The sequence below is a fragment of the TM7 phylum sp. oral taxon 349 genome, from assembly GCA_018127705.1.
Taxonomy (GTDB): domain Bacteria; phylum Patescibacteriota; class Saccharimonadia; order Saccharimonadales; family Saccharimonadaceae; genus Saccharimonas.
In genome coordinates this window covers 688,624-715,228 of record CP072328.1, presented here as the reverse complement: position 1 = coordinate 715,228, position 26,605 = coordinate 688,624, and the positions used below count along the sequence as shown (strand labels likewise).

Here is a 26,605-nt window from a genome sequence, read left to right as displayed (position 1 = left end):
CGATATTGTTGTGAAAAAGCCATAGCCCTTACGGTTATTTTGGCGGATCGCGCGGCGGAACTGATAGCGAAACCTGTTGGCGCAATTGTTTGATGTACTGTTCGGGATTAGCTTCAATTGACGATAACGGTGTGTTGGCGTAGGGGGTTTGTGCGTCTGGCGTGGCGGGCGGTGTGTCGATTGGCTGTGGTTCTGGATTGGGCGAGGACTGTACTGCCGGTGCTGCTTGCGCTGTGTTTTGGGCTAGCGGCTGGTTTTGTTGCTGTGCTTTTGTAGCAGCAATTGATGCTTTAAAGGCGGATTCTTTAATTAAGCGCTGCGCGGTTACATTATCGGCGCGCGGAATTGATACGAAAAATGTACTTCCCTTTTTATATTCGCTTTCAACCCACAAGCGCCCGCCGATCGTTTCGGTGAGGCGGCGGCACAGGTATAGTCCAAGACCGGTGCCGTTGATTTCGCGCGTGTCGCTGTTGTCGACGCGGTAGAACTTTTGGAATAGGTGCGCTTGGTCTTCGCGCGGAATACCGATACCGGTGTCGGATACACTGATAGTGATACGCTTCTCGTCGCCAGTGACGTCGACGGCGACCGATCCGGCAGGCGTATACTTGATAGCGTTTTCGATCAGATTTTGGACGATTTCGCGCAAATGATCGTTATCGACATTAGCATAAAAAATTGGACTGACTTGTTTAGCGCCGTCTTCGTTCTCTTCATTGTGCGTTGGGCGATATATGAAAGTTAACCCTTTTTCGTCAGCGCGCGGCTTAAGTCCTTCAACGATGTCGCCGACGAACGATATAACGTCAACAATGTGCGGGTCGTTCTTTAGGCGGTGGTCGTCGGCCTTACTGATGTCAAGTAGATCGGAGAATAGCCGCCCCAAGTGCTGTGCTGACTCATGCGCCTTAGCGATATAGTTGCGTGCGCGATCATCAACCGAGGCTGTTTGCGGGTTAAGCGCTAATCCTAAATAGCCCTCAATGCTTGCGACAGGTGTGCGCATTTCATGGCTGGCGGTGCTAATAAACTCGGCGCGTTGGCGTTCGTCGTGGCGCTCAGCAGTGATATCGCGAAATACGACAATGACGCCGTCGTGCGTGTCATCTGTACTGATCGGACTGACAGAAATGTATGCCAAGAACGATTTGTCAGATTGCGTCTGTATGCTCAGTGTATCGTCTTTTACCGGCTTATTGCTGCTGAGCGCAATCATGACCGGATCGGTGCTGTCTGAAATATCCGTGCCGGTTGATGTTTGCAGCTTGAGCACAGTCTTGTAATTAAGTCCGGCGGCGTCTTGCTCGCCCCAGCCAATCATTTGTTGTGCGGCAGGATTGATGAGCCTTACTGCACCATTGTTGTCGAGTGCAAGCACGCCGTCGCCGATTGCGTTGATAACAACCTCTGACGTGCTTGCTGCTTTGTCAAGCTTAGTAGCGAGCTCTTGGTATGAGCGGTCTTTTGCGGTGTCGTGTGCCGCAGCGGACTGGCGCAGCCAAAATGGTAAGCCGGCGCAGAAGCCAATAGTAAGTATAGCGATGATTGGCAGCGATTGCGCGACAGGCGTGCTTTCCATAATAATTTGCTGTGCGGCAAATGCAACGGCGAGCACGCCGAAGAGCGCGACCATTTGCCTGCCAAGCACGCCGGCAATCGGCGCAAGCATGACGAGCAAACTCATAAACGGCGAATGAACGCCGCCTGTTGCGACGACGAGCACAGCTGTCGTTACGCAGCAGAGCGCGTAATTTAGCCAGCACGACATAGCGAGCTTATGGTATGGCGCTATGGCGTAGGATACTGCAGCAGCAATAAATGTTGCTGCTGCGAAAATACCTGGTATTATTGGTACAAATAACCGCTCGTTTGTAGCGTCTGCCCCGGTAATATAAGACCACGCGCATAGCCCGGCGATAGCGGCACTTACAATCATAATCGCTTCGCTCAGCCGACGATGCCAGAACCGGTTAATGGATTGAGTCGTAGCGCCCCCTCGTTTTGTTAGTGCTTATGTCTTTATTAGCAGTATATCGGGTTGCTGTAGAGGATTCAAGGTTGGGCAGTTGTTGTGCTGGCATTGGCTGGTCGCTGGGAGTGCCTAGTCTATAGGTTTATATAGATGAATAAATAGGTTCAATCAACAAACACAAACAACCCTACTCATAATCGCCATAACCATCATCGCCATCGTACCCATCATCGCCACAGCCATCATCATCGTCATCACCATAGCCACTATAGTTATTGCAGCCACTATTATCGCTATCACTACTACTACCCTCCCCGCCAAGGAATGATGAATCAACCACTGAAACTGCCGTATTGCCTTTATCCTCAAATACTGCAATAACAACATCGCCATTTCTACTAACGCCAACTGCTTCGCTGCCTGTATCATCAGGGAGCCTACGGTACTCTGTCCATGATACTGCGAGGCTCCCTAAGGCACCTGCAATCTTTGATAGCATAGCTTCTTTATCCAATAGTTCTATAGGCTCTATAAGATCTGACGGTGTATCTTCTTTAGCTACTAGCTCTATAGACTCTATAGAGCCTATAGAATCAATAGAATCTGATAGTATAGCCTTTCTACCTGATAACTCTATAGAATCGAATACCTTTGTATACTTTCCCGTACCAATACTATCAACAACCCCCATGAGGATACTAAAGCTTTCAGAGTTGGGTATTGATATGGTACTAGGGTTAAGGTATTTCTCGTTTGGCATAATCCAGCTATCCTACCACACCAAGGATTAGCTCGTCTAGATTACGCCGCTATTTCTTAGAGATTGTTCAACCCGAAGCGCAACTGCTTCTGGATCCTGCAGTATGAGCATTGTCTTACCTGTTTTTGGATCAACGAAGTCCTCTGGCCTAATGTCTGGACAGACGGCTACTTTGCTGCGACCATAGAGATTATTATAGTACTGGGCTTCTTGGGCGCTGGAGTAGGATCGCTTCAGATCTATCGGCACCCCATTAACAATGTAATCAACACCTTTGGCATCCTGTATAGGTGTCGCGGAGTACCAACTTATGTCAGTCCTGTCGATGGCAAGCTCAAAACCCATCTCAATTTTTACGCCTTCAATATCCGCCTTCGTAGTTTCTAGCCATTCACGTCTTGCAGTTGGATTTTTCTGCAGCAAGGCGCGCCGAGGATGGTAACTGAACATGTACTGTATTAGTTCATCTTGAGTAAGCTTGCTTCCCCAGTCGTTAATGAACTCTCGAAGTGCATGGTTGTACCTGGCATACCTCTCACGTGTCGCGAGAGACTTTCTGCCTTTTACTCCCCTCTTTTTACGATCTCTTTCTTTAATATCCTCTACCATCTTATACTCATAGGTACTGATGAATTCCGCAATGCGAGCGCGCCTATCGTCCAAGCTGGATCCACTGGTTTCAGCACGCTGTTCATAGATCTGGGCAATTTCAAGCGCGGCTTTTCCTAATATGCACATAGAATCTTTTGTAATGGTTTCCTGCGTTTTCTGCGGTGCACGCGCTCTAAGATCATTAACGTCTTTGATATAGCCTTTTGAGTTTCCGATATCATGCCCGACTTGAGCTGCTACGGTACTAAAACTAAATCTACCCAATTTTTGTCTCGTCGCAGATGAGGGTTTCGAGGGTTGATCTGTTTTTTTCAGGGTTCCTTACAAGCGTCTGTGTCATGAGTAATAATAGTAGCATATTATGTTGGTAATGTCAATACTTTGTACGCGTCAGTACAGTCAACTAACCTGGAGCAAGACCACATAGATCCCCAGATTCAACCAACCGCCATAAACTGAGAAGATTAAGATTAAGGCTAAAGATAAAGATAAAGATAAAAAAGTTAAGGCTAAGATTAAAGCTTAGCCAACCCTAACTCCAGTAATCATGTTTAGTCTTAGTCTTACGCCGCCACCTCTCGCAAGTCCACGCCTGTCTGTTTGGCAATGTACTCAATTTGGCGTGTTTGGCGGTTGTCGGAAGATGTAAGGGCAGCGTTTTCAGCTGTCAAATCCTCAAGCATAGCAGTGTGCTGGTCAAGGATATCATATACTTTTGATATATCGTCTTTTGTTGCCATGGTGTCAAACTTTTCATTCATTTCAGCACGCATCTCCTGAACGTACTTAAACAATTTTGTAAATTGATCATCCTTCATGCTTTTTAGTATACTAAACAATGGTTTAGCGACCTAAAATAAAACAACCCTAAGTAGATATGTTAACGTATCTTTAAACAGCTCTGAATGGTTGGCTCTAGCCATCCATTCTTTGCATATATCCTGTAATTAATGTGTTAGTATACGTTGTCCATAGAGCTTTCTCATGGTGTCGTTTTAGGTTGCTGAGCCCAAAGACCAATTAATGTGGTTGTGTTTTGGCTGAGGAGCTGAACCGACAGTGCGCATTTTTAGTTATTTTTAAGGTTGTCGGATATAATAAGAGATATGCGACAGATTTTCAAAACAACTCTTTTGATGACAGTGCTGACGGTCTTATTTATGGCGGTCGGCTATATGATCGGCGGGCGATCCGGTATGCTGCTGGCGCTTGGGTTCGCAGCGGTTTCTAACGTTGTGACGTATTTCTTCAGCGACTCAATTGTACTGAAGATGCAAGGCGCCCAGCCGCTTGGCGATCGGTATCCGCAGGTTGAGCGGATTGTGCAGCGCCTCACTGCTCTTGATAACCTGCCAATGCCGAAACTATATTATGTCGACACACCGATTCCAAATGCCTTCGCAACAGGACGCTCGCCGAAGCATGCGGCAGTGGCGGTAACGTCGGGTATTATGGAGATTCTAGAAGACGACGAGCTTGAGGCGGTGTTAGCGCATGAACTGGGACATGTAAAGAACCGCGATATGCTCGTGTCGACAGTTGTCGCAACAGTAGCGGGTGCAATTAGTTACTTGGCGCAATTTGCATTTTTCTTTGGCGGCTCGGACGATGAGGACGCAAACCCGCTTGCGATGATTTTAATGGCGATACTGGCGCCGATTGCCGCGATGATGATTCAGATGGCGGTATCGCGCAGCCGCGAGTATCTGGCGGATGAGCATAGCCACGACGTACTTGGCACGGGCGAGCCGCTTGCACGAGCGCTCCGCAAGCTTGAAGATTGGAAATATTCGCAGCCGCCTATTGGTGCGTCGCCTGCGCAGGAAACATCGGCACACCTCATGTTTGCGAATATATTCTCAATGCAAGGACTGGCGGCACTCTTTTCGACGCATCCGTCGACTGAAGATCGCGTTGAACGGCTGAAAGAACTTGACGAAGGTAACTAGTGGCGTGTAACGGCTGGCGGGATAGGATTGTTCACCGGTGGCTGCGTATTCCCTATCGCCTATCGGTGCGATACAAGCGATTGCGGCGTCCGTTTACGACAACGTACGTATTGATCCACGGGCTAGCGGATACGGGCGCGCTGTGGCAGCCGTTACTTGCGCAATTGCCGAAACAGAGTAACTATATTGTGGTAGATCTGCTCGGGCATGGTGAATCACCGCAGCCGCATGACGAATCAATTTATCGCGCATCGGAACAGGCGCGGCATGTGCTTGCAACTTGTGTAGCAACGGGATTGTCTGGCCCGGTCGTACTGATTGGGCATTCGTTTGGCGCATTGGTAGCAACAGAGTTTTCGCATATGTACCGCGGGATTGTGCGCCGAGCAGTGCTTGTGTCGCCGCCGATTTACCGTGATGAAACGGGTAATCGGCGCGATTGGCTGCGTCAAGATAAATTATTGCGTAGCGTTTACCGCCAAGTATTGAAAACGCCCGACTTGGTAGTAGCAGGCTATGAGCTGGGCGACAGATTAGGCGCACTCGGTTTTTCGCGCACGCAGTTATCGAAGAGTACGTTTACAGGATTTGAGAATACGCTGCGTGCAGGTATTATTAGCCAACGGACGGGACAACTGTTGCGGCGCACAACGATTCCGACAACAATCATCTACGGACGACTTGACCCGCTATTAGTGGCGCGCAATTTTACTGCTCTTGCGCGGGTGAACTCGTGTATTAACGTGTGTCCGCTCTCAACTGGACACGCGATCCGCGGGCGCACGCTGCGCGAGATTATGACGGTAATACAATCTTGCTAGCATATGTATGCTTAGAAGCAGTTCTTTTAACTGCTGCGGTGTTTGTATTTGGCTGTTACGCTCTGTTGCAGGTAAGGGCTGTTAACTTTAATACCGCGGTGGCAGTTCAACTGTGTAATCTGTTGTGATGTTACCCGTCGTGTTGGAGATATAGTTTGCCGCCCATAAGTATGCGTCGGCGCGCATATTGATAATTTCAGCAGGGTCATTGAAACCGTCAATGTCACCTGCGCCGCGCCTGTCGCTACCGAACGTCCGACGCAATTGAAGCTCGCGCGCAAGGACGGAGCCGTTAATGCGCAGCTGCCGATTACATGTGTTGGCATTGAGCCCGTTTGCGTAATTAACGCCGCGTGCGCGAATTGCCGTGAGGTTTGGTGTTTCGTCGATTTCGCATGTCGAGACAATGCCGTCTTGCGTGTTGTCTTTGTTTGGCGTCGCCGCGAGCCACGCATCTACCTGGGTAACGTTATCTCGTATGATAATATTGCTTGCAACGATGACGAGCTGCGTGATGTCGCTTGACGTATGGTAGCGCGACGGCGCGTAGGTGATGTTGCCGTCAATAATAACGGTTCCTGCACTTTTAATGATAATTGATTTGCCTGCACCAACTTCGCCGCTGATTTTTACAACGTGTGCTGTTGCGTTATAAACGCCGGGCGCCATGCTGCTAAGCGATACATTACCGGCGTGATTGCGCACGTTTGACGTAAACTGCCCGCCAATGTTTGGTTGTGCTGAGATTGTTCCCCATTTTCCGTAACCGCCGCCTGGTATATTGGCGTTTGCAAATGATAAATTGTTGCGGGTTGCTTCAGCTGACGTACTCGCGTTTGCTGCGCCCACGCCAACGCCCGATAGTCCACCGGCTGACGCCGATCGGATGACGCCATTCTGTGGCGTCGTCATGCCGTATTCGCCCCAGCTGCCGAAGAGTTGTCCGCTATCGGCGAGAGAACTCATTGCAGTAATAATGGACGACCGTGTGTACTGCGTGGCGGGTAGTCCGGCGACAACACCGGAGTTTGATCCGACGCGAACACCATTACCCCAGACGTGTACGGATGGTTTTTTCGCAATACGGTAACACTTTGGATATGCAACTCGGCGGTGCGTATCGCCGCCTGCACGCGTGTCCCAGTTGTAGTGGCGGATAGTCATGGTGCGGCATACGAGATCGCCGACTTGCGCGCCCGCTGTTTTTAGCTTTTCATTGTTTACTTGGTTGCTGCCGCTGTTTAGGGCAGAGATGACGGCGCTTGCGAGAGTGTTGCAATCTGATGCATAATTATGCAAGCTTGGATTATCTTTCATCCACTCGCAGGCGTGAGCGGTTGAGCTAAAGTCAGCTTCAGCATAGCGCAATGATCCGGAACTTGTTTTATTAAATATTTGATTAAAGACAGTTGTTACAGCGCTCTCTCCGCCGGCTGATTGGATAACCGAGTTCGGTATTCTAAAGTCATATGTCCCCCAATCTACGCCGATATTGCGCAAGATGCCTCCTTCGTTTTGGATGATACTCGGCAGATCAACCTGTGTGTCTTGATTAGTAGCGCCAATTGATGTGCTGCCGTCGCCGATTTTTGGAATGAGGTTAAAAGTTGATTTGACGACGAAGCAAGCCGGTGTTGTGTTTGTCCATGCAATATTGATTGAATTAGCGTAGTACCACCAAGTCTTTTGGCAGACGTACCAGCCAATTTTACTGCCGTCGCTTGGTACGCGCGCTGCGGTGCAATCATCGGTGTGGCTGAACTGATGAGTACTGTCCGGGGCTAGGATGATGCCTCGGGCTTCCCGATGTCCGGAATCCATACACTGCGTGTTCGCAAGCGGTCGATTTCGTGAGATGACGGTTGTTGTGTCATGTCCAAAACTATTCCAGCTTGCTGCTGCGTAGTGCGCGACGTCTTGATATGTTGGAAAATATGAATTCTGAACTTCAACCCACATGTCTGCATTTTCTCGGCCATAGCCGGCGAGCGGAACGTTCTTGAGCGTGCTTGAAAAACGCGCAAGTTCGCCAGGCTTGACGGTTGGGCTTTCTGAGTCGTGGTTAATTGCGCCATTGAGACCGTTTGGCTGAGAGTTATTGTAGTTTTTGTATGTTGTATAGCCGCTTCCTGCCGATCCGGCAACGGCGTACGACTGACCGTCTATATCGTGGCCTTTTGGTACAGACAAATCTAACACCAAATCTTCGGAGAACGTGTCGCATATGCTAAAGTTATCGAAACCGTGAGGATCGATAGCTCGGTCGTCCATCGTAAAGCAGCGGTTGGTATTATGCCTGTATTGATTGATCGCCTTATAATACAGCCTCACGGTAAGTCGCGTTGATTCCGTGATAGGATTTGTTGCAGTGTAGGTGATCCTTAGATTATTCGCAAACCAGTAGCGTGAATAATCATCCCTCACCTTTTTTAGCGGTACGCCGTACTGTCCTGCATCTACTGTGACGCTCCCGGCCGGGCCGTTTACTATCGACATACCAACGATTTGCGTGTTGATCCCGGTTAACGCTGGACTCATGTCGTGCCCTGTTGTCGGGTTTGGGTAACGATCTCTAGCGTCGGTTGGCGTTACCCATCGGCTAGAGTCGTTGAGGATCTGAGAGTATAGACTGTCCTTGCCGCCGTAAAATTTAGGAGATACTAATGGCGCACAAACGAATGTTACTGAGTTAAGCTGCAGGGGTATAGATGTAGTGGCTGATGCGATTGTGATTGGATTAGATATATTCGGACGTCCGCGTGGCGAGATCCAGGTAGTATGCGCATAGGATGCTCTCTTGTTGATTCCAGGACGGATGCCAAGCCCTGCGTTCCAGTTTTCTCGCAGGCTTTCTTTACAAAAATTATCCCACTGAGCTGCACCGGCGACGCCGTTTGGTGTAAGCCAATTTATTTGATCTGTTGAATATGCATTTGCCGGTTGTGCAATGATTATGAAAGCAGTTTGTACCGTAAGCACTCCCAGTAATATCGCCCCAATGATATGTTTTTTCATCATTTGGGCTCCGCTGGAATGTCATATTTTGTGACGCTATTTTTCTGTAAGGAGTCAACCCATGCGGACAGCTCTTTTATGGTTACCGGGGAAGGTGAGAATGACTTATCATACGTTGCCCCGGCTTCAGATAACTTCTTCATGGTAGCTAACGTTGCCTCTGCTTTGTTTTTATCTCCGGTAGCTAGGTAATACCGAATTAACATATAGCTGCAGCTTAAATCGTCATTGTAACCATTACGGCTTGTAATCTTAGACGCGATGACCGGATATTTATTTAGGTCGTTGCTTGATATTGTTGCGGAAGCTTCTTGTATGAGGTTTTTGCATACTTCTGTCTTTACTGCTACAGGAGCCTTTTGCTGTTTGACGGTATTCTTTTGCAGCGAAAAAATAACGATCGTTACTATACAAATTACGGCAGCGATAGCAATGCTTGATAGTATGCATAGATTCTTTTTACTCATTGTCACTCTTCATAGTATACATGAGCAAATAACCGTAAGCAACTATTTGTTTCGTAGGAGTTCTAACCCTTAAAATACAAACGCCTTCTTAGCGACGTGAAAGCTTATAGCAATCATAAATAACTTGCATAAGAAAGCTATTGATTTGACTGAATTCTACCCAACCCCCCCACCCCATTGACAATTAACGTAATGCGTTATAGTATAATAGTATATCCATCCACCATACAGGCATCATAGCCTTTCGGATCGATATGCAAGTTAACAACTTTTGTAGTAGTGAATTAATTAGAGAAACCTTGTAACAAACATACATGTCAATGTATGTTTGTTCTTCTTTTTGCCATGAGCAATAACCATAACCTCTTATACTCAAGCTCTCTCAAAGCTGCGTTAAATAAAATAGTAAGACTCTGGCTATAACCCTATAGCTCCTAATCTTTAGGAAACAGCCTATCTTCAATTCTTTAACGCATCATGAGAGAGCTTGATAAAGGATATCAAGCTCCACTACCGTGGCGCACTGCCACAGAGAGGAGCCTATCATGGCTCAGAAGATTATTATCAATAGGCTCGCCGACGACATCCGCGCCGGCGTCCCTCTCGCTTGCCTTATGGGTAAGGAGGTTGCCAAAATTGTCAAGGTTAGGGAGGCCAATAAGACCTTCCTGATTATGCTTGACCCCAGTATCTATCTCTGGCTCTCGGGGGTAAATTACTATAACCACTCGGCCTATTGTCCTCTCAAGGGAGTAAAGGGTGGGCTCCTTAGGGAGTCTCCTGAGTCTCTTGAGAGAGCGAGTATCAGGTCTCTCATCCTCACTATTGAGTGGTTTAGACGATGTGATATGCGAGAAAAGATTATTGCAACTACCCCAGACGGTAACGCTGTCCTCTTAGAGCGTTACCTCTATGAATACAGGCACGGAGAAAACGAACTCCAGCTCGCCTCCTTCGTACCGGCTCCCGATACTACCGAAGATGACATCCTCTCCGCTCTCCAGGAGATCCTGGATAGCGGCGATAGCAGGTCTTCCCTCTTTGTTGAGAGCGACGCCTAGTCGCTCTCAACATCACCCCATGCACTCGGGTCTTCACTATTACAATCCTGATTGCAAGGCCAGTGCAGCCTTGCAATCACCCGGCAAATCTTGTGCGCCGGGTTACAATCAAGAACTCAAGACCGGGCAATGAGATGATTGCCCGAGTAAGCGGCAATGATGCCGTAAGAACATCTCGCTACCCCGCACCCCAGAGCGGAGCGCTTCGTCCAACGATGGACTCTTCTAGCGCTTCGCTCTGGGGTCGGGAACACTCACTATAGTTATGATCTATGTATTAATCTAATCTATTCGTTCCGCTTTTTCTTAGAGCGGATATTTTTGTTTTGCGCTACCGTATCACCGCAGCAACTGCCGGTACCACGCGTTCATCGAATGGCGATGGAATAACTTCATCGGCAGTTGGGCTGCCGACAAGCGCTGCAAGCGCTTCGGCGGCAGCAACCTTGTGCTGGTCGGTAATCTGTGCAACCTTGCGGTCAAGGGCGCCGCGGAAGATGCCGGGGAATGCCAGGGCATTGTTGATTTGGTTTGGGAAGTCGCTGCGCCCCGTTGCGATGACGGCTACGCCGGCACGCTTTGCCTGATCTGGCATAATCTCAGGAATTGGATTTGCAAGAGCAAAGACAATAGGGCTAGCTGCCATGCTCTGTATGTGCTCCCGTGTGAGCAGTCCGCCTTTTGATACGCCGATAAAGATATCGGCACCGGCGATTGCATCTTCCATTGTTCCAGCTTTGCTCCGGTCTACGAACTCAAGGAGAGCTTTCTTCTCATCGTTGAGGTCGGTACGGCTATCGCCGATAATGCCGCGGCTATCGACAGCGATAATCTCACGAACGCCGTATAAGCGCAATAGCTTTATGATAGCCGTACCGGCTGCTCCTGCTCCAACAGTGACTATCCTGCAGCCTGCTAGCGCCTTATGAACAACCTTCATCGCATTGATAAGCCCTGCTAATACAACAATAGCCGTACCATGCTGATCATCGTGAAAGACGGGAATAGATAACTCGGCCTTTAAGCGCTCTTCAATCTCAAAGCACTTTGGTGCCGCGATGTCTTCAAGGTTAATGGCGCCAAAGCTTGGCGCAATCGCCTTTACTGCTGCTACGATCTCATCTGGCGTATGGACGTCAAGGACGATCGGTACGCTATCGACACCGGCAAAGTGCTTGAACAATAATGCCTTGCCTTCCATTACCGGCATAGCAGCCTTTGAACCAAGATCGCCGAGTCCAAGGATTGCTGAACCATCGGAGACAACAGCTACAAGATTATTCGTCCACGTATACCGTGATAGGTTTGCTGGGTTATCGGCAATAGCCCGGCTAACTGCTGCAACGCCTGGGCTGTAGTAGGCGCTGAGTTCATCGCGTCCGAGCTCCCTTTTGTCTCTTAGCGCTATTGTTATCTTGCCGTTATACTTTTCGTGTAGAGTGAGTGCTAATTTATCGTAGTCCATATACTGATCTATTATACGCTTGTTTAGTATACTAAAAAGCATGAAGGATGATCAATTTACAAAATTGTTTAAGTACGTTCAGGAGATGCGTGCTGAAATGAATGAAAAGTTTGACACCATGGCAACAAAAGACGATATATCAAAAGTATATGATATCCTTGACCAGCACACTGCTATGCTTGAGGATTTGACAGCTGAAAACGCTGCCCTTACATCTTCCGACAACCGCCAAACACGCCAAATTGAGTACATTGCCAAACAGACAGGCGTGGACTTGCGAGAGGTGGCGGCGTAAGACTAAGACTAAACATGATTACTGGAGTTAGGGTTGGCTAAGCTTTAATCTTAGCCTTAACTTTTTTATCTTTATCTTTATCTTTAGCCTTAATCTTAATCTTCTCAGTTTATGGCGGTTGGTTGAATCTGGGGATCTATGTGGTCTTGCTCCAGGTTAAGCTCAATAGTACGGACTTTATACTTGCTAGTGTCAATGACATGGACATTGCTGCGGTACTCGAGGTGTTATTGCTGTCTGCTTTGTCGTTTCTTACCTTCTCTCTCATGTTCTTGATGACCTCGTTAATTAGGTTTCGGCTATAGAGTTTTGTAATACTTAGGTATAATGCCGTGGCAGTACGCTACTAGATGTCTAACCGATGTTCTTAGGGGGGGAGAAATTAGGATATCTGTCTTAGTTAAGTTTGATGTTATCTGCTTGGTTGGGGTTAGGCTATCTATCATAGAATAGCTCCTAATACATTTCCAGAGCGTAGCCCCAACCAGCTAAGGTATGGTTTTTGTGCTATATAACTATGAGTAAAACAATACCATCAGTGATAGAGTATGAAAATACTCTAGATTATGTCGCACACGGAACGGGTGCTCTAGTTAGTCTATGTAGCTTGTCCTCGCTATCAGAGAAAAGAGAGGAATAGGCTCTTCAAAAAGAAGGTACCTCAACAAATTCCTCGTCCTGATAGTTGCGTCTACATTGATGATAGATTTATGACTGATGAGGAAGCTCGTAGAGAAAGGCTCGTTAGCTCTTGCTATGCTGCGTCTATGATTTAGAAGCGCGACGATAAGGTTTATGATACGCAAATATACCTGTTTGTTGATGTTTAATAAAAGACTTGCTCGGTTCCTAGCTGGAAAAATTGCAGGTGCTGTAATTTTAATACAGTAGTATGAGTGCTTTCATAACGGTTCATTCTTGAGCTAGTTTTCTGCTCCTGCGATGCGTTGCTAGAGCTGTTTTCGTACCAGAGTGTCGTTTCACACGCAGGCTATAAGATGGGCATAGACTATAACGATAACTTCTCTCTTACGCCATGGCCTATCTTAAACGAGGAGACACTATGGCTTGTGGTTGTGCGAGAGATTTTTGCGGAGTGTCCTAACTCACCACATCGCGTACAAAGTAGTCTCTTTGTAAAACAGTTATGCCAATTGTATCACAGTATTCAGCTGGGGTTAGGCAGTTAAGTGCCTGGTGAGGTCTGTAGAAATGCCAGTCGCTTAGCCATTTGTCGGCTTCTAGCTGGCGTTCTTTGACGCTGTATTGCCTATTGTCGGATTCATTAAGGCATTCTTTCTGGTATTTGCCAATGAAGTTTTCAATGTGAGGCTTATCCTTTGGCGTATTAGGCCTAGCGAATAGTTGGCGGACATTGCTGCGAGCCAGCAAATCAAAGGTTGCGCCAAAGTTTTCGCTGCCGTTATCGCAGACTATGGTGATGTTGGCGCCGAAGCGATCAAGTACTTTCTGCATGGCAATGCTGGCTTGCCGCGCCGTGCAAGAGGAGCTGATGTGAATAAGCGCTTCTTTGGTGTAAGTATCTATAGCGCAAAGAGCATACTGGTTAACGCCGCCGTTCTTGATGTGTTTCATATCGAATTCAATGATGTGCCGGGGACGATCCGGTTTGAGATAATGCCGCAAGCGCTCTTTCGCTTTACGCGTCTGCCAGCCTTTGGCGGCGGCTTTAGATAAGTTTCTATGCAGCGCCATAGTTTTAGAGAAGAACAGGTTAAACCTCCGAATAATTCTGCCCACCGTAGCCGAGGAAAGCTTTATGGCATAGTCTCTCAGCAAAATAACAGATACTTTCACTGCAGAGAAGCTGGGATATTCCCGCCTAATCTTCCGGATGGTATTCACCGCATGCGTATCGTACTGAACCGTACGTACGCGTTTTGGTCTTCGGCTTCTGCTTTCTAGCGCGGCTAAATCCCATCGGTTATACCTTTTTATCCATTTATATACATACGTTCGAGACACGCCAAAATATCTAGCGGTTACGCTTACCTTTTTATGAGCTTTGTTATAGAAATAATCCAGTACCCTAAGCCTTTGCTTTGCCTCTCTCGAAAGCTTCTTAGGATAAATCCTGTATAGCTCTTTAAAGTTTGGTATGATTGAATTACAGGTCGTGAACGTGCCGATTTTACCGCGCATCATCTCTTCCTTTCTAATAGTTACGTTGGTTTATATAACTATTCTACAAAAGGCTAGAGTGTTCACGATCTGTTTGAGGGGGGACATTTCTTACGTGAATTGCTTGCAGTCTCTGATGTATCCACTCTCGGGTATAGCCTTTTTTCAAATAAGTTTCCAGGGCTCTATCAATGGTAAGCTCTGGATCAATGGTTTCGTCAATTCGTTCTTTTCCTACCTGAGCTAACCATTGTTTAAATGGTTCCGCTTTGGGGGGATGGGATGGATTGGATAATACGAAGGATATCCTTCGTATTCCCTGCTAATATTTTTCTTTTTTTACCATTTGAGGATTTCATTGCTACCTGGGGACAATTTGTCCCTATGTATAAAGCTAGTTGCTCGTCACGTTTTCTCATCTTCTTGAGATAATCCGTAGGATTTTTACTCTCTGAGAGCACACCTACTACGTCCACTACTGAAAAATACCACTCCTCTTGCTCTTCATCCCAAATAGAACGTACTTCTTTGTTTTCGTATAATCTTATTTCATCCATTATAGCGCTCGCCCCTTACGCATCATTTTATTAAAGACCTCTTTACCTTAGTATAACCTAGATCGTTAAAAGTTAAGCTGTAAGCACAATAGGGCATTAAGATCTTTTGCAGCTGCTTATCAAAGAGCGTACTCCCTCCTCTAATACTTGCTCAACGCCGACCGTGTGCTCTATCGTATAGATTGCATAGCGTGTGTAAATATTATTACTGATTATTATGTAACGATTCGTGTATGCATGGTTGTTCACGCCGTTGTTTTTTTATATTGTTATTCATTATGTTCGGGTTGAGCGGCTTTCTCTTGTTTTGCAGCGAATGCCGCTCGGGAGTTGTTAATAACCGCTTTTGCTACCGCGTCGCTTCCTTCATCTTCCAGCAGTATTGTTTGCCCGGACAGCGGTTCTTGTGCATGAACAGCTGATAATTTAGCGTAAAAATTAAAGGCTGGTAAGTTACTTATTTCGCCTTGCTCTATGAATGGACTAAATAGCGGCAGTAATATACGTTCATCTTGCGGACTGCCTGTTCTGAAGCAGATAACTGTACCGACGTTCGCCATGATAATATTAATCATCTGCTGACTATCTTGCTGGCTGGTGGATTGTTCGGCGATCGTAAGGAATAAGCGATATTTACGCGCTTCGCTTAGGAGCTGTACGAACGATGGCGTTGCGAAGTTCTGAAACTCATCAACATAGAGGTAGAACGGCCGGCGCTCTAACTGATTCAGCCGGGCGCGCCGCAGGCTTGCAAGCTGAAGCTTCGCGAGAATGGCGATACCGAACAGCTCAGATACGTCTTCGCCAAGTAGACCTTTCGAGAAGTTGCAGATTAATATTTTGCTATTATTCATGATGGCTTCGAAATCTATCGTAGACGTTATTTGACCCAAAACGAGTCGCGCTGAAGCGTTAGCTCTGAAGCGCCCAATCTTTGCCGTGATACCGGCTGCCATTTTAACTCGCTGCATATCGCCTGCCTTACCAAGCTCATTTTTCCAGAAGTCTATTAAGTCTTCATCGTCGAGTTTCTTGATAACTTCCTTGCAGAATTTATTATTTTGTAAAAGTTTAAGAATAGTAAATAACGTTGCACCTTCAACGGTTAACGCAGTGTGAACGGCATTTCTTAGCACATACTCAACACGATGTCCGCCCGAATTGTCCTCTGAGAATATCTTACGGAATATTGACACGATGCTCTCAGTGATGATATCTTTTTCGCGCAGCAGTTCATTTCCTTCAAGACCGGGCGTAAGCTCAAGGAGGTTTAGTCCGATTGGATATTCGAGGTCATCGGGGTTGAAGTAGATAACATCTTTAATACGTTCTGGCGGTACGTAACGCAATAACGTTTCCGCCATATCGCCATGAGGATCAATAACCGCGACACCCTTGTCATTCTTCATGTCTTGCACGATTTGATATTGCAGCATGGTTGTTTTACCGTTGCCTGTGCCGCCAATAATATACTGATGCCGCTCCCGCTCTAATGCAGTTAAGCCTATAGGAATTTTGGTATTGTGATGCACGTTCATACCGATGGTAACGTCAAATGTATCAGTTTGCTTGAGCGATACCGGCGCCGGCAGCGTGCGGCTCAGCGAAGTTATTAGATTGTCGGTTCTGCTATAGTGGCTTGAGGGAACATGATAGAGGCTGGCAAGTTCCGAGGCGGCTAGAATGATTGCTGAACGTCGTAGCAGAGATGGCATACGACGAATAGCCGCCTTTTGGCGCGCGGCGCTAATGACCGGTACGGTTATTTTAGCCTTCAGCGCTTGATATGGCGGCACGCTATAGCCGTCGAGGGCTGACTTTATTGCTGTAATATGGCTGTTAGCTTGGCGGCTTTTTATTAGTATGCGTAGATTAACCTGAAAGAGCGGTTGCGTTACTTTTCGATGCATTGTTTCCATGAGCTCGCGTTCAAATGAGCTCAGTACGCGCGATGGACGATCGTGTGCTGTGCTATGTGCCTGTTGTGCAGCTCTCTCAGATGGCTCCCTGTGCCGCCGGGCGCTCATATAGACATCGCCGGCAGCATCAATGATATTTGCGGCGATTGAGTTTGTCATGCTTGTAAACATGCCAAGTAGCGAGAATCGTTTATTGCTAACCTGCTGCAAAATATTCTCATTGCTAAGAATTTTATGCGAAAGTATATGGGCTTCATGAAGTTTTATCGGCGTTACTATGAGCTGCAGAGTTAGTTCTTCGTTATCTGCTAGCTGCGTCATCGCGCCGGTTATATAGCTTAGCGGATCGTGCTGTTTGAACATTGAAGCGAGCATAAGGGGCAGTATGTAATGGTTGGTTTCCCGGAACTCTATTGCCTTGTCGATGCCCATATCCTGATGTGTAATTTTTGTGACTTTTGACTCTGGAATATACGAAGTTATAGCTTTCTGTACAGTTTTTGAGTATTTTTTCTCAACTTGAATGATATATCGAATACCATCTTTGCGGGTTGATGTAATTTCAAAACTCATTGTTGGCGAGTACCCAAGGAGTTTCTCTCTCAAACTTCGCGCCGCATGCATGCCATGAAGCACTGAGAACAACTGCTCGGTCGCCTGTGGCGTTTTGGCGACATTAGACGGCGGTGTAATTTCTAGCCATACCATATCACGGTGTAATAAATGATGGCGGTTGAATGCGAGTTTTATTATCAGTAACAGCCCTATTATACTAGCGGTAGCGATGATAAATATTACAGCCGCAGGCCAGTATTGTATGGCGGTAGCGAAGTAATTGGGTTGGGTGTCCATGGCTGTTCTCCTATTTTGTTATGGATAAACGTATACGATTTAGCCGCTGCTTTAGAAAATGTACGCTGCGATACGACATTTAGCGTCGGTGCATTCATTTCTGAAATTGTCCATTCACCGGTTAGATTATTAACAGCAATAACGTAGGCGACGTGTCCATAGTCACCGGCATCGGTTTGGTAAATAGCGCCAATGGCTGGCGTGTGGTTAACGATATAGCCTTGCCTGCGGGAGTTATCGTCCCAGGTATTAGCATTACCCCAGTTGTTTGGAATTGGGCTGCCAGCCCATTTTCGCATAGCATATGCCCACCATGTGCAATTACCCCACGCGTAGGTATTGTCGGGCATGATTGGCCCGGAATAGAATCCGTGCGTTTCGGCGGTTTTTGCATCAGGCTTTTTAGCGAGCCAATCTAACGTTGGTGTTCCGATCGATAGCATGACAGCAATAGGCATAAGTAGCAGGGCGAATAGTAGAATAGCCAATAGCGCCATTAGTTTCTTAATGCTGCACCTGGGGATACTTAGAAAGAGTATTGCCGGACTCATGGCGCGTATATCTCTGCCGGGTTTGTCGTAATAAGTGGATGCTCTTTGTCGCTTGCAACGATGCTCGCTGCTACGTGATTTTGATCGGCAATTAGCAGCGCATCACCGCGTCCACAGGTTAATAGGAAGGTGCGTTCATACTCAGACAAGCCAAACTCAGCCGCTACTTGTTTGACAGTTGTCGTATCCTGCTTGAGAAGAATGCGCAGTGCGCTTTGCGATGCGATAACACGGCCATATTCGCTTTTGAGAAAGTCATCGACATCCTGTGAAATGATTGATACGCCGAGATAGTACTTCCGTGCTCGGCGTACTAGGCTAGTGACGAAACGCGCTGATTCGTCATGTTGGAGCAGTAGCCATGCTTCGTCAATTACCAGCAGGCGTTTTTGCGGATCAACCATGACCTGATTCTTGACGAAATTAGAAATAATCATCATCATGATGGGTCGTAGAGACTTTGCCATATCTCTAATGTCAAATACAACAAGTCGGCTATCAAGTTTGATGTTTGTATATGAATTAAAGACGCCAGCCAGTGATCCGGAGATGTATTTTTCAAGTCGTTCGCAAAGCTGCAGCTGCCCAAGTTTGTGCAGCTCGGCATATAAATCTTGCAACCGCGGCTGCATGCTTTCTTTAGTTTCTTTGTATATCTGGAGAATGGCGCGGTCTACTGCTGCCTCTTCGGATTTATCAAGATCTTTTGCCATAAGCCTGATGACGTCAGTGAGGTCTTGGACGTGTTCTGATAGCGTGTCGTTGTCGTGCAAAGTTGCGGCGAGATCAAAAGGATTTATTTTATCGCGGCTATTTGTAGATAATTTAATGTACGTGCCATCAACTGACTGCGCAAGATTCTTGTACTCGCGTTCCGGGTCAATAACAATCACTTTCGTGCCCTGCATAAGCTGGCGTAGTATCTCAACCTTTGTCGTATAGCTTTTACCGGCACCTGACTGCGCAAATGTGATTGAGTTAGCATTATGCAGACTGAAGCGATCAAGAATAACGAGTGAGTTATTTGATTTATTGACGCCGTATAGAATGCCGGATTCTTGCACAAGCTCAGATGACACGAACGGAAATGTTAGCGCCGCCGAGGAGCTGTCCAGGTTGCGCATTTGTTTTAACTGGTCTTTGCCGCGAGGTAAAATAGATTGCAGTGCTTCTAGTTGTTGGTAGCGTGCGACTTTTGTGTAAAACAAACGCGCTGAAAAAGAAGCCTCCAATAACTTCGTTATTTTGTTAAGCCCCTCAAGGCTCGTGGCGCGAACGCAAACGTAAATTGAAACTTGGAACAGTTTTTCCTGACCGCGTTGGATCTTATCGCGTAGCTCAATTGCCGATTCAAGCGGGTCGGTAATCTCTGAGCTGACGATTTTACCCTCGCTGATCATCGCACGCTTAGTGCTTTCAAGTTCGGTAATCTTGCGGTTAAGTTTTGGCAGTGCCGACAGCGCGCTCATTTCATGGAGATGTATGCTAATGTCGTTATTGTAATTAAAGTTGATAAGATTATCTAGCCATCCAGAATGAGCAACGAATGGGTAACCGGATACATGAAGTGTGCGGATGTACTCACCGTCAATACAGAGGTAGTCGGCATTCTCCTCTAACCCGGCATATGACAAAGTATCGATTGCGTCTTGCTCGCCAAACAAAATCTCTAATTCGTTCGCTTGTTCAACGCGCATTTGTTGCCGTTTGCGAATCGGAGCGACTATCTTTTCGGTAAATTTATGCTTTGCGCGTATAACCTTTTGCAACTGGTTTTTCATGCTCTCTTCCTTTCTGTACGAGCGTTGTGTGAACTTTCTGCAGGACATGCTCAGTTAACGGCTGTATCTTAGCTTGCGCTGGACTGTAAAAACTATAAAATAGATCAAGTATTTTAAGGTTATCGAGCCGAAAGGCGTGCATGCCGAGTCTTGCTATGCCTTTTGAAACAATATCTACGCGTAATCTTAACTGCTCTATAATAAACTCAAAATCGCCCCGCCCCTCCCTGTCGGTTGGATGGTATGGCACAACAATATAGAAATGTCTCGTTAGGATTTTGTTATCTGTGATAAGAGAGCGGATGAACGTATCGTAATCTTTGAGCTGTTTCCGATAAGCTTCATTGTTTTCTCCTTTTGATCGTTGCTGTATATCGTTAAGGTACTTATTCATGTCAATTTCGCGTGTTCGTATTAAGATTTGCAATGGTATGCCGATTGAATTTAGGACACTCTCGTAGGTGTCGATAATTGCGTCTTGCTCTTCGTCGCTTCGCAGCTCAAAGTTGAGCGCTGTTACCTCTAAAATGGCGCGATATTCATCATGCGGCAGTATGAGGATATCGCTATGTACGCCTCTTATAGCAATTTGGTTGCGTGCGCTACTTTTATTTTTTAATTTCAATGAACCGAACACGAAAACCTCCTTTCTTTCTGGTTTCAAAACGGAATTTGGCCTCAGGGTTTTCTATTATTGCCAGAACTTTGACGGCAGCAGGAACACTTAAAGGCTGTTCGGGGATTTTTACCTCTTCTTTCTGCTCTGAATGTATCACTCTCTTGACTATGTGCGTGTTTCGTAGTGTTGTTACATTTTTGTCGTATACATAATATTTTGGTCGCAAACTATACGTCATAATGACCGCTAACCATAATCCGATAATCGTACCTTTTACTCGGATTGCCAGAATACCGCAAATTGCCCCGATAATTGCTATGATGCTGTATTTATAGAATGCGCCCTCCATTGCTGGCTCGGCAAATAAAAACACGCCGCCAGATACGAAAATGACGATAAATAAAAGGATAACTTGCGACAGAGAGAGGTTGGCAAAGATTCGGTCTTCGACGGTTGTAACTTGAGCTGGTACAATGGTTGTTCTCATCTCTTTCTGTCCTTACTTGGTGCGCGGCTTGGCGTACGAATTATTTGTATCGTTGGTTCCTTGCTCTTTGGAGCTGTCTTTCTCTTGTTGTCATAGGTGGTATTTTGTATTTTGCTAGCGCGAACGGCTTGTGTCCTCGTGTTTGTTGGCATGTGAGTTTTCTTAATAGCATCGGTTCTTGAGCGGATAGTGTTTACAGCGCTGCGTGTGTTTGCCGTAAGGTGGCTGACGCCGTTAATGAATGTGCCGCTGAGCTTCTTAATGTTGCGAGATCCAATGCTGACATAGCTAAACTGCATCATCGTGCTTTGCGCTTTGAGGATCATAACAATCGTTGCGATACCTGTTACCATCGCCATGAGTGTGTCTGGTTTATTGCCGCCGGAAACAACTGCCATGCCGGCAAATAACGATGCCGATAATTGAAGTATGACAACATGAACGAATAACACGAAAATCGTCGTTAAATAGGTTTTGAACGATGTCTCGGCAAAATCGCGAAAACCGGGCAGTAGCCATAATAATATAACGACCGGCGATAGCACTGCGCCAAGATAAAGCGTAACAAGGCGCATAACGTAATATACGAGCAATACTACCGCGAAGAAAACAAACGTGATCATAATAACAAGCGCGGCCAGTCCTAACCCGGAGGTATTCTCAACCACACCGGTTAGTGTCATCCAAACAGAATCAGTTCCGGATATTTGCCCAACAGCCTTAACGAGTACGTTAGAAAGTGCGATAATACCGTCGATTAAAAATATCGACGAGTTCATAAGGGCGAATATTAGGAGAAGGCGTGGTGATATAGTTTTAAGATTGATTTCGGCAAATCCAAGTGCTGATGCGCTCATGATATGAAAACCAATCAGTGCAAGTATGAGAATAAATAACACATCAGCGATGCCTATAATTGCTAACCAGAAATTGAAAACACTTTTGTTGTTTGCCATGGTTGGTGTCGACCTTGTAAAGAAATCAAGTGCGCCGAGAAATGGCGACGCTAAGTCATTAACGATCTTCAGCAAAAATCCCGTAACTGTCGTTATTACTATTTCGATCAAACCGTTATTCGCATTCTTTTGTTTGATAGCCTGCAATTTCGGCATTGCCGCATCGGCCGGGTTCTGTGGTGCGCTGTAGGCATTTGAAATGAGAGAAGCGAGCGTTATCGCAGAAAGTATAATTACGAGTCCAATCGCTGCCTTTTTTGCAATATTCTTAGCTAATTCAATACGTTTAGGGTTTCCAGTGCTCGTCATGTAAATATAGCCTGCGTAGGTAAGTATCAAGACAGCAGCGATAGATGCAAGGCTCGCAATACTCTGTACGGTTGGAATGACCCACTCCCGCACTGTTTTGATTGCGTCGGATATGTCTGCGAATATCATTAAATTTGCGCCTAGAGCGCCTAGTGTATCTCTCATGCTAGTGCCATTTAACTTCCGAATGATTGCTTGGAGATTGATACGATGATATTAGCGAGTGCGATTGCGCCAATGACGATCACCATACCGAATGCCGCCCATTTCATAGTGTTCTTTGCTTTGTCAAGTTTTTCGGGGCTGCCTGAAGCTGTCATATACATATAACCGCCGATGATTAAAATGATAACGCCGACTGATCCGACGAAGCTGGCGAGCGTTCCGGATACGTTTTTAAAAAAGTTTTCAACTTGCGCAATTCCGGAAGATGCTGCGAATGCTGTTTCAGGCAACAAGAAGGGCAACTCAATTGCGATAAGTCCTGTCGCAAAATAGTATATCTTTTTCATGCTATGCTATTCTCCCAGAATTATTAAAAAGTGTTATATTTGCATGTGGTGGTAGAAATGATGTACCGAGCAACATCTCCACATTCACTTACTACAAACTATTTACGATACATAAAGAAAATACAAGAACCGAAAATTGATATACTTATGACACTCTTTGTAGGTAACTATACAAAAGTACCGTGCTGTTACTAGAGGTCAGTGCTGCATGAATGCTTAGCATACGCGTATATTTTGAAACTTAAAAAATAAAAAATAAGTGCCTGAAAAGATGCCTTTGCTATCAAGCGGTATATCGCTCATTGTGATCCGTGCCGCTTCCCTGTACTATTCGCTCAACTAGTGTCGACTATTCAAGAGGTTCCATGTTTCCTATAAGCAGAACGAATGCACGTCCTGCCTATAGTCCTGGGGCGATACGCATAGTGCTAGTGCTAAGTCACTTGCGTACGGTTTTAGTGTAGTTTCCGTGATTTCGTGATAGACATTTAGCAATTTGGAATACGATATTCCAACGATATATAACTGGATGTTAAAAAAACTTTGAGGTAAGTTTTTTGAGAGGAATAGTGCCAACGAGTGCAACGGCATAGTATCATAAGGAGCGACAGGTTGTCCTTGCCTTGCTGGAGATATTCTAGAAGATTGCCGGTTATCTTATTTTGCGATTGACCTTATTGCGACGATCGTACAATCTTTGTGCGCGTTTAATTTCTTGCTTATGCGTATCTGCCCATTCTAATATAGCCGCTGATAATTCTAAAAGATCAAGTCCAAGCGGAGTCAGCTTATATTCTACTTGTGGCGGTATAACTGGGTGGACATGGCGGTAGATAAAGCCATCTCGCTCAAGCCTTCTCAATGTTAACGTCAATGCTCTTTGTGTGATGGAAGGTAATGCTTTTTCAATTGCGCTATAGCGTAGTATGTTGTTTTGAAGCGCATTCACAACCGGCAACGTCCACTTATGAGCCAAAAGGCTTACTATGTCGCTTTCCAAGCTTAGTCTTATATATTCGGGTGTGCGCATAAGGCTTTCTCTTCAGAAAGATAGCTTAGGCTATTATGCTCGTAGTGATTAATTGCCTACTATCGAAAACACTCCAAGGATTACCCTCGGAGTGTCTGTAGCTGACTCTAAACAGCTCCCTCTGGGCGGAATAATAGCATGAATTACATGGATAGTCAATGTTATGTATGTTTCCATAACATTCTGACTTATTTATCAAGACGTATCGCTCCTAGTTGTCGTGATGAAACAGCGAGATGAATACAACTATAATTGCATAAGGTAGTGCACTGCTTATCGCCGATGCGCTACCCATGTGGTATGGTATGCCGAAGGGTGCGGATAGGTATATACACGTAACGTGTTCTCCAAAGAAAGTACCCCGTACTGGTTGTGCGGGGTTGTAGGGCAAGAATATTTAATCCTTGCCAGAGGAGGCCTCCTCCCTTTCTTTCTGCCTTAGTGCCTCCATTTCCTCATGCAGGTTTGAAGCGGCTCGTAGCGTAACGATGATGTACACTACGACTACAAGAATACTGAGGATATCCAAGTCCTCCTCCTTCTTTTGAGCCTCAAGACGCCAACTCTTGACGTCTTGATCTCTCGGGAGCATCTGACACTCAACCGAAAGAAGTCTTATGCGGGTAGCTGAACTACTTCTCAGACTGTTTGTATATTACCATACCTGTCTAAAGGAGCAAATGGGATCATATTTACGGTTCAGTCACCCAACCTAAAACAGTCCTAACCCGTAGATATGTTAATAAATCTTTAAATAACTCTGAATGGATGGCTGGGAGCCAACCATTCTGAACTATTCAAAGGCCCGCTAACATACCTAAAGTTTACGCTCGTTCCATTTTAGCTGACTGTACCGAATGTCGTTTGTCATTGCGATTAAAGTCAACATATGCTAACGCTGATAGATTTAGATACTCTATGTCCTTCATCAGTCTTACCCCCCTACCTGTCTGTTAAGTCTTTATTCTTTATACACACATATATATCATCAATATTCGTCATCTTTATCTCCGTAGAGCTGCAATATCCACCCCACTTTGACCCATCCTTTCTTACTTCTGCGTAATAGATCATCATATCCCCCATCCCTCTCTCACGCGCTAACGTAACAAGATGAAAGGCTTCTTCTGCTACTGCTCTCATGTCTTTCTGTTCGCCATCGTAGGAGATGTAGATATAGTACTTTAGGTCTTGCGGGCGATTGTTGTAGAAATCAAGGTAGCTATCCGGGGTTGGCTGTGCAGTGGAATATGCTTTATCGTCGGGAGTGGCTCTGACATGTACTGCTCCAACGGAATGGTTCTGAATCATTGGCTGGATCTGCCTGGTTGCAGCTTTAGACCAGACAATAGTAATGTAGTTATCGTACGGCTTTGAGTCTTCAGAGTCACCTTTCTCTACGGTGATGACGTATTCCTTGTTTTTCGTAGGGTAAGCAGTAGCTTCCCATACGCCACGCGTATCTATGCTTGCTCCTTTTAGTTTCGGTTTCTCGACAATGAACTCTTCATGATAACGTTCCTGCAGAGACTGTACCATTTGTTCTTGTACGCCTTTTGATTGGCTTTGTTCGGTTATATTAAAGATGACGCTCAGGGTTAATGGTATTCCTACCCAGGGTATAATGATTATTAATAAGCCTATAAGGATAACTTTAACAAGAGCAGCGATGAATGGATGCTTTGTTGTTGTCTTTTTCTGCTGTGATTGCTTGGCGGGTGATTTCTTGGCGTTGCTTTGTTTTGCTCTGCTTGCAGATTGTTTAGATACCATCTGCCTATCCCCCCCGCTTATGGTTGTTAGGGTTAGTTTACTGTATTTGGCGTATGATAGCAACCCCCCAAATAATACCAGCAATTCTTAGGTGTTAGCTTAACAAACATATGAGAATGTCTCGTATAAAATGAATAGACGTAAAAATGTCCCCTGTATAGTTAAAGTTGTAAAACCAATTAACAAAAGGGGGCATTTTTTTGAGTATAACTCTAGGAAATGCGTTATCGCTTGTCGGCGGTTAGATACGCCGAGCGTTTTGGCGTGCAAAGAGCGGCAGCTAATTGCCATGTTTCTCCTTCTAGCATCTATCGTTAGCGGAAAGCATATATAGAAAGTAATGGAGATATTAGAGCTTTAGGCAGTAAAGCTAGACGTCCTAAATCCCATCCAAACTCTCATATGCAAGAAGAGATAAAGCTAATAAGAGATATGAGAAGAAGAAACCCTAATTCTAGAGTCTACAGGACCTCTGGATTAGACTCTGAGAGTCGAGGCTATACTCGTACTCAACCAACCCTCCTCAAGGTTCTAAAGGCCTTAAAGCATAAAAGATACCTACAAATCCAAGTTCAATTCAAACCCAAACCCTAAAGCTTCTCCGATGTTTGTAAGAGAAATTAAGCCGTATGAAAAAGTATGAGAGTATGGACTATCCAGGCTGAGCAGGTTCGAGATAGACGTCAAGTATGTACCA

At 45.8% G+C, this 26,605-nt stretch carries 21 protein-coding genes and 1 pseudogene; 4 read left to right on the top strand and 18 right to left on the bottom strand.

Features of this window, described 5'->3' with window-relative positions:
- Positions 1 to 34: 34 nt before the first annotated feature.
- The 4 genes from J5A52_03695 to J5A52_03680 form a co-directional block, all read right to left on the bottom strand.
- Entirely contained in the window at positions 35 to 1,939 is a 1,905-nt protein-coding gene (locus J5A52_03695; GenBank protein QUB37223.1) for a PAS domain-containing protein, read from the bottom strand.
- Positions 1,940 to 2,162: 223 nt separating this feature from the next.
- Positions 2,163 to 2,735, bottom strand: coding sequence for a hypothetical protein (locus J5A52_03690; protein ID QUB37222.1), 573 nt, complete (start codon positions 2,733 to 2,735; stop codon positions 2,163 to 2,165).
- 36 nt (positions 2,736 to 2,771) lie between these two features.
- Positions 2,772 to 3,611 carry a hypothetical protein gene (locus J5A52_03685; protein ID QUB37221.1) on the bottom strand — a complete coding sequence of 280 codons (840 nt, stop codon included), beginning with the start codon at positions 3,609 to 3,611 and terminating at the stop codon, positions 2,772 to 2,774.
- A gap of 299 nt (positions 3,612 to 3,910) precedes the next feature.
- On the bottom strand, positions 3,911 to 4,165 hold the full coding sequence (locus J5A52_03680; protein ID QUB37220.1) for a hypothetical protein: 255 nt from the start codon (positions 4,163 to 4,165) through the stop codon (positions 3,911 to 3,913).
- Positions 4,166 to 4,453: 288 nt separating this feature from the next.
- Between J5A52_03680 and J5A52_03675 the strand changes: the two genes are divergently transcribed.
- The gene (locus J5A52_03675) at positions 4,454 to 5,296 is read left to right on the top strand and encodes a zinc metalloprotease HtpX (protein QUB37219.1); all 843 of its coding nucleotides are present in this window, start codon (positions 4,454 to 4,456) and stop codon (positions 5,294 to 5,296) included.
- On the top strand, positions 5,296 to 6,117 hold the full coding sequence (locus J5A52_03670) for an alpha/beta fold hydrolase (GenBank protein QUB37218.1): 822 nt from the start codon (positions 5,296 to 5,298) through the stop codon (positions 6,115 to 6,117). The genes J5A52_03675 and J5A52_03670 overlap by 1 nt, the downstream gene beginning before the upstream one ends.
- Positions 6,118 to 6,204: 87 nt before the next feature.
- Here the strand turns inward: J5A52_03670 and J5A52_03665 are convergent, their stop codons facing one another.
- Together J5A52_03665 and J5A52_03660 are read right to left on the bottom strand one after the other, a co-directional pair.
- Complete coding sequence (locus J5A52_03665; protein ID QUB37217.1) at positions 6,205 to 9,135, bottom strand: hypothetical protein; 2,931 nt, start codon at positions 9,133 to 9,135, stop codon at positions 6,205 to 6,207.
- The gene (locus tag J5A52_03660) at positions 9,132 to 9,599 is read right to left on the bottom strand and encodes a hypothetical protein (GenBank protein QUB37216.1); all 468 of its coding nucleotides are present in this window, start codon (positions 9,597 to 9,599) and stop codon (positions 9,132 to 9,134) included. Before J5A52_03660 ends, J5A52_03665 begins: the two co-directional genes overlap by 4 nt.
- 545 nt (positions 9,600 to 10,144) lie before the next feature.
- Between J5A52_03660 and J5A52_03655 the strand changes: the two genes are divergently transcribed.
- Complete coding sequence (locus J5A52_03655; GenBank protein QUB37215.1) at positions 10,145 to 10,660, top strand: hypothetical protein; 516 nt, start codon at positions 10,145 to 10,147, stop codon at positions 10,658 to 10,660.
- Between the two features lie 331 nt (positions 10,661 to 10,991).
- On the opposite strand, the gene J5A52_03650 is transcribed toward J5A52_03655, so the two are convergent.
- Complete coding sequence (locus tag J5A52_03650; protein QUB37214.1) at positions 10,992 to 12,125, bottom strand: NADP-dependent malic enzyme; 1,134 nt, start codon at positions 12,123 to 12,125, stop codon at positions 10,992 to 10,994.
- A 40-nt stretch (positions 12,126 to 12,165) separates the two neighbouring features.
- Here J5A52_03650 and J5A52_03645 point away from each other — a divergent pair, with 40 nt between their 5' ends.
- On the top strand, positions 12,166 to 12,420 hold the full coding sequence (locus J5A52_03645) for a hypothetical protein (GenBank protein ID QUB37213.1): 255 nt from the start codon (positions 12,166 to 12,168) through the stop codon (positions 12,418 to 12,420).
- 1,101 nt (positions 12,421 to 13,521) lie between these two features.
- On the opposite strand, the gene J5A52_03640 is transcribed toward J5A52_03645, so the two are convergent.
- The 11 genes and pseudogenes from J5A52_03640 to J5A52_03590 form a co-directional block, all read right to left on the bottom strand.
- Positions 13,522 to 14,586 carry a transposase gene (locus tag J5A52_03640; GenBank protein QUB37212.1) on the bottom strand — a complete coding sequence of 355 codons (1,065 nt, stop codon included), beginning with the start codon at positions 14,584 to 14,586 and terminating at the stop codon, positions 13,522 to 13,524.
- A gap of 85 nt (positions 14,587 to 14,671) precedes the next feature.
- Positions 14,672 to 15,119: pseudogene (locus J5A52_03635) on the bottom strand (Bro-N domain-containing protein).
- 269 nt (positions 15,120 to 15,388) lie between these two features.
- A complete protein-coding gene (locus J5A52_03630) occupies positions 15,389 to 17,746 on the bottom strand; it encodes a type IV secretion system DNA-binding domain-containing protein (protein QUB37211.1) in 2,358 nt (785 codons plus the stop codon).
- Between the two features lie 86 nt (positions 17,747 to 17,832).
- Positions 17,833 to 18,348, bottom strand: a complete 516-nt coding sequence (locus J5A52_03625; protein ID QUB37210.1) for a CHAP domain-containing protein — start codon at positions 18,346 to 18,348, stop codon at positions 17,833 to 17,835.
- 89 nt (positions 18,349 to 18,437) lie between these two features.
- Complete coding sequence (locus J5A52_03620; protein ID QUB37209.1) at positions 18,438 to 20,222, bottom strand: ATP-binding protein; 1,785 nt, start codon at positions 20,220 to 20,222, stop codon at positions 18,438 to 18,440.
- Positions 20,182 to 20,859 (bottom strand): hypothetical protein, encoded by a 678-nt coding sequence (locus J5A52_03615; GenBank protein ID QUB37208.1) that lies wholly within the window; start codon positions 20,857 to 20,859, stop codon positions 20,182 to 20,184. The genes J5A52_03620 and J5A52_03615 overlap by 41 nt, the downstream gene beginning before the upstream one ends.
- On the bottom strand, positions 20,831 to 21,328 hold the full coding sequence (locus J5A52_03610; GenBank protein QUB37207.1) for a PrgI family protein: 498 nt from the start codon (positions 21,326 to 21,328) through the stop codon (positions 20,831 to 20,833). Before J5A52_03610 ends, J5A52_03615 begins: the two co-directional genes overlap by 29 nt.
- On the bottom strand, positions 21,325 to 22,722 hold the full coding sequence (locus J5A52_03605) for a type IV secretion system protein (protein ID QUB37206.1): 1,398 nt from the start codon (positions 22,720 to 22,722) through the stop codon (positions 21,325 to 21,327). Before J5A52_03605 ends, J5A52_03610 begins: the two co-directional genes overlap by 4 nt.
- Positions 22,723 to 22,769: 47 nt before the next feature.
- Positions 22,770 to 23,105 (bottom strand): TrbC/VirB2 family protein, encoded by a 336-nt coding sequence (locus tag J5A52_03600; protein ID QUB37205.1) that lies wholly within the window; start codon positions 23,103 to 23,105, stop codon positions 22,770 to 22,772.
- Between the two features lie 652 nt (positions 23,106 to 23,757).
- On the bottom strand, positions 23,758 to 24,135 hold the full coding sequence (locus tag J5A52_03595) for a helix-turn-helix transcriptional regulator (GenBank protein QUB37204.1): 378 nt from the start codon (positions 24,133 to 24,135) through the stop codon (positions 23,758 to 23,760).
- Positions 24,136 to 25,077: 942 nt separating this feature from the next.
- A complete protein-coding gene (locus J5A52_03590; GenBank protein QUB37203.1) occupies positions 25,078 to 25,908 on the bottom strand; it encodes a hypothetical protein in 831 nt (276 codons plus the stop codon).
- Positions 25,909 to 26,605 lie beyond the last annotated feature (697 nt).

Bases quoted from the DNA above. Each gene is read 5' to 3' on its own strand.
- J5A52_03695 (QUB37223.1), bottom strand. From the start codon at position 1,939: ATGATTGTAAGTGCCGCTATCGCCGGGCTATGCGCGTGGTCTTATATT.
- J5A52_03690 (QUB37222.1), bottom strand. From the start codon at position 2,735: ATGCCAAACGAGAAATACCTTAACCCTAGTACCATATCAATACCCAAC.
- J5A52_03680 (QUB37220.1), bottom strand. From the start codon at position 4,165: ATGAAGGATGATCAATTTACAAAATTGTTTAAGTACGTTCAGGAGATG.
- J5A52_03675 (QUB37219.1), top strand. From the start codon at position 4,454: ATGCGACAGATTTTCAAAACAACTCTTTTGATGACAGTGCTGACGGTC.
- J5A52_03665 (QUB37217.1), bottom strand. From the start codon at position 9,135: ATGATGAAAAAACATATCATTGGGGCGATATTACTGGGAGTGCTTACG.
- J5A52_03660 (QUB37216.1), bottom strand. From the start codon at position 9,599: ATGAGTAAAAAGAATCTATGCATACTATCAAGCATTGCTATCGCTGCC.
- J5A52_03655 (QUB37215.1), top strand. From the start codon at position 10,145: ATGGCTCAGAAGATTATTATCAATAGGCTCGCCGACGACATCCGCGCC.
- J5A52_03650 (QUB37214.1), bottom strand. From the start codon at position 12,125: ATGGACTACGATAAATTAGCACTCACTCTACACGAAAAGTATAACGGC.
- J5A52_03645 (QUB37213.1), top strand. From the start codon at position 12,166: ATGAAGGATGATCAATTTACAAAATTGTTTAAGTACGTTCAGGAGATG.
- J5A52_03640 (QUB37212.1), bottom strand. From the start codon at position 14,586: ATGATGCGCGGTAAAATCGGCACGTTCACGACCTGTAATTCAATCATA.
- J5A52_03630 (QUB37211.1), bottom strand. From the start codon at position 17,746: ATGGTATGGCTAGAAATTACACCGCCGTCTAATGTCGCCAAAACGCCA.
- J5A52_03625 (QUB37210.1), bottom strand. From the start codon at position 18,348: ATGCCTATTGCTGTCATGCTATCGATCGGAACACCAACGTTAGATTGG.
- J5A52_03620 (QUB37209.1), bottom strand. From the start codon at position 20,222: ATGAAAAACCAGTTGCAAAAGGTTATACGCGCAAAGCATAAATTTACC.
- J5A52_03610 (QUB37207.1), bottom strand. From the start codon at position 21,328: ATGAGAACAACCATTGTACCAGCTCAAGTTACAACCGTCGAAGACCGA.
- J5A52_03605 (QUB37206.1), bottom strand. From the start codon at position 22,722: ATGATATTCGCAGACATATCCGACGCAATCAAAACAGTGCGGGAGTGG.
- J5A52_03600 (QUB37205.1), bottom strand. From the start codon at position 23,105: ATGAAAAAGATATACTATTTTGCGACAGGACTTATCGCAATTGAGTTG.
- J5A52_03595 (QUB37204.1), bottom strand. From the start codon at position 24,135: ATGCGCACACCCGAATATATAAGACTAAGCTTGGAAAGCGACATAGTA.
- J5A52_03590 (QUB37203.1), bottom strand. From the start codon at position 25,908: ATGGTATCTAAACAATCTGCAAGCAGAGCAAAACAAAGCAACGCCAAG.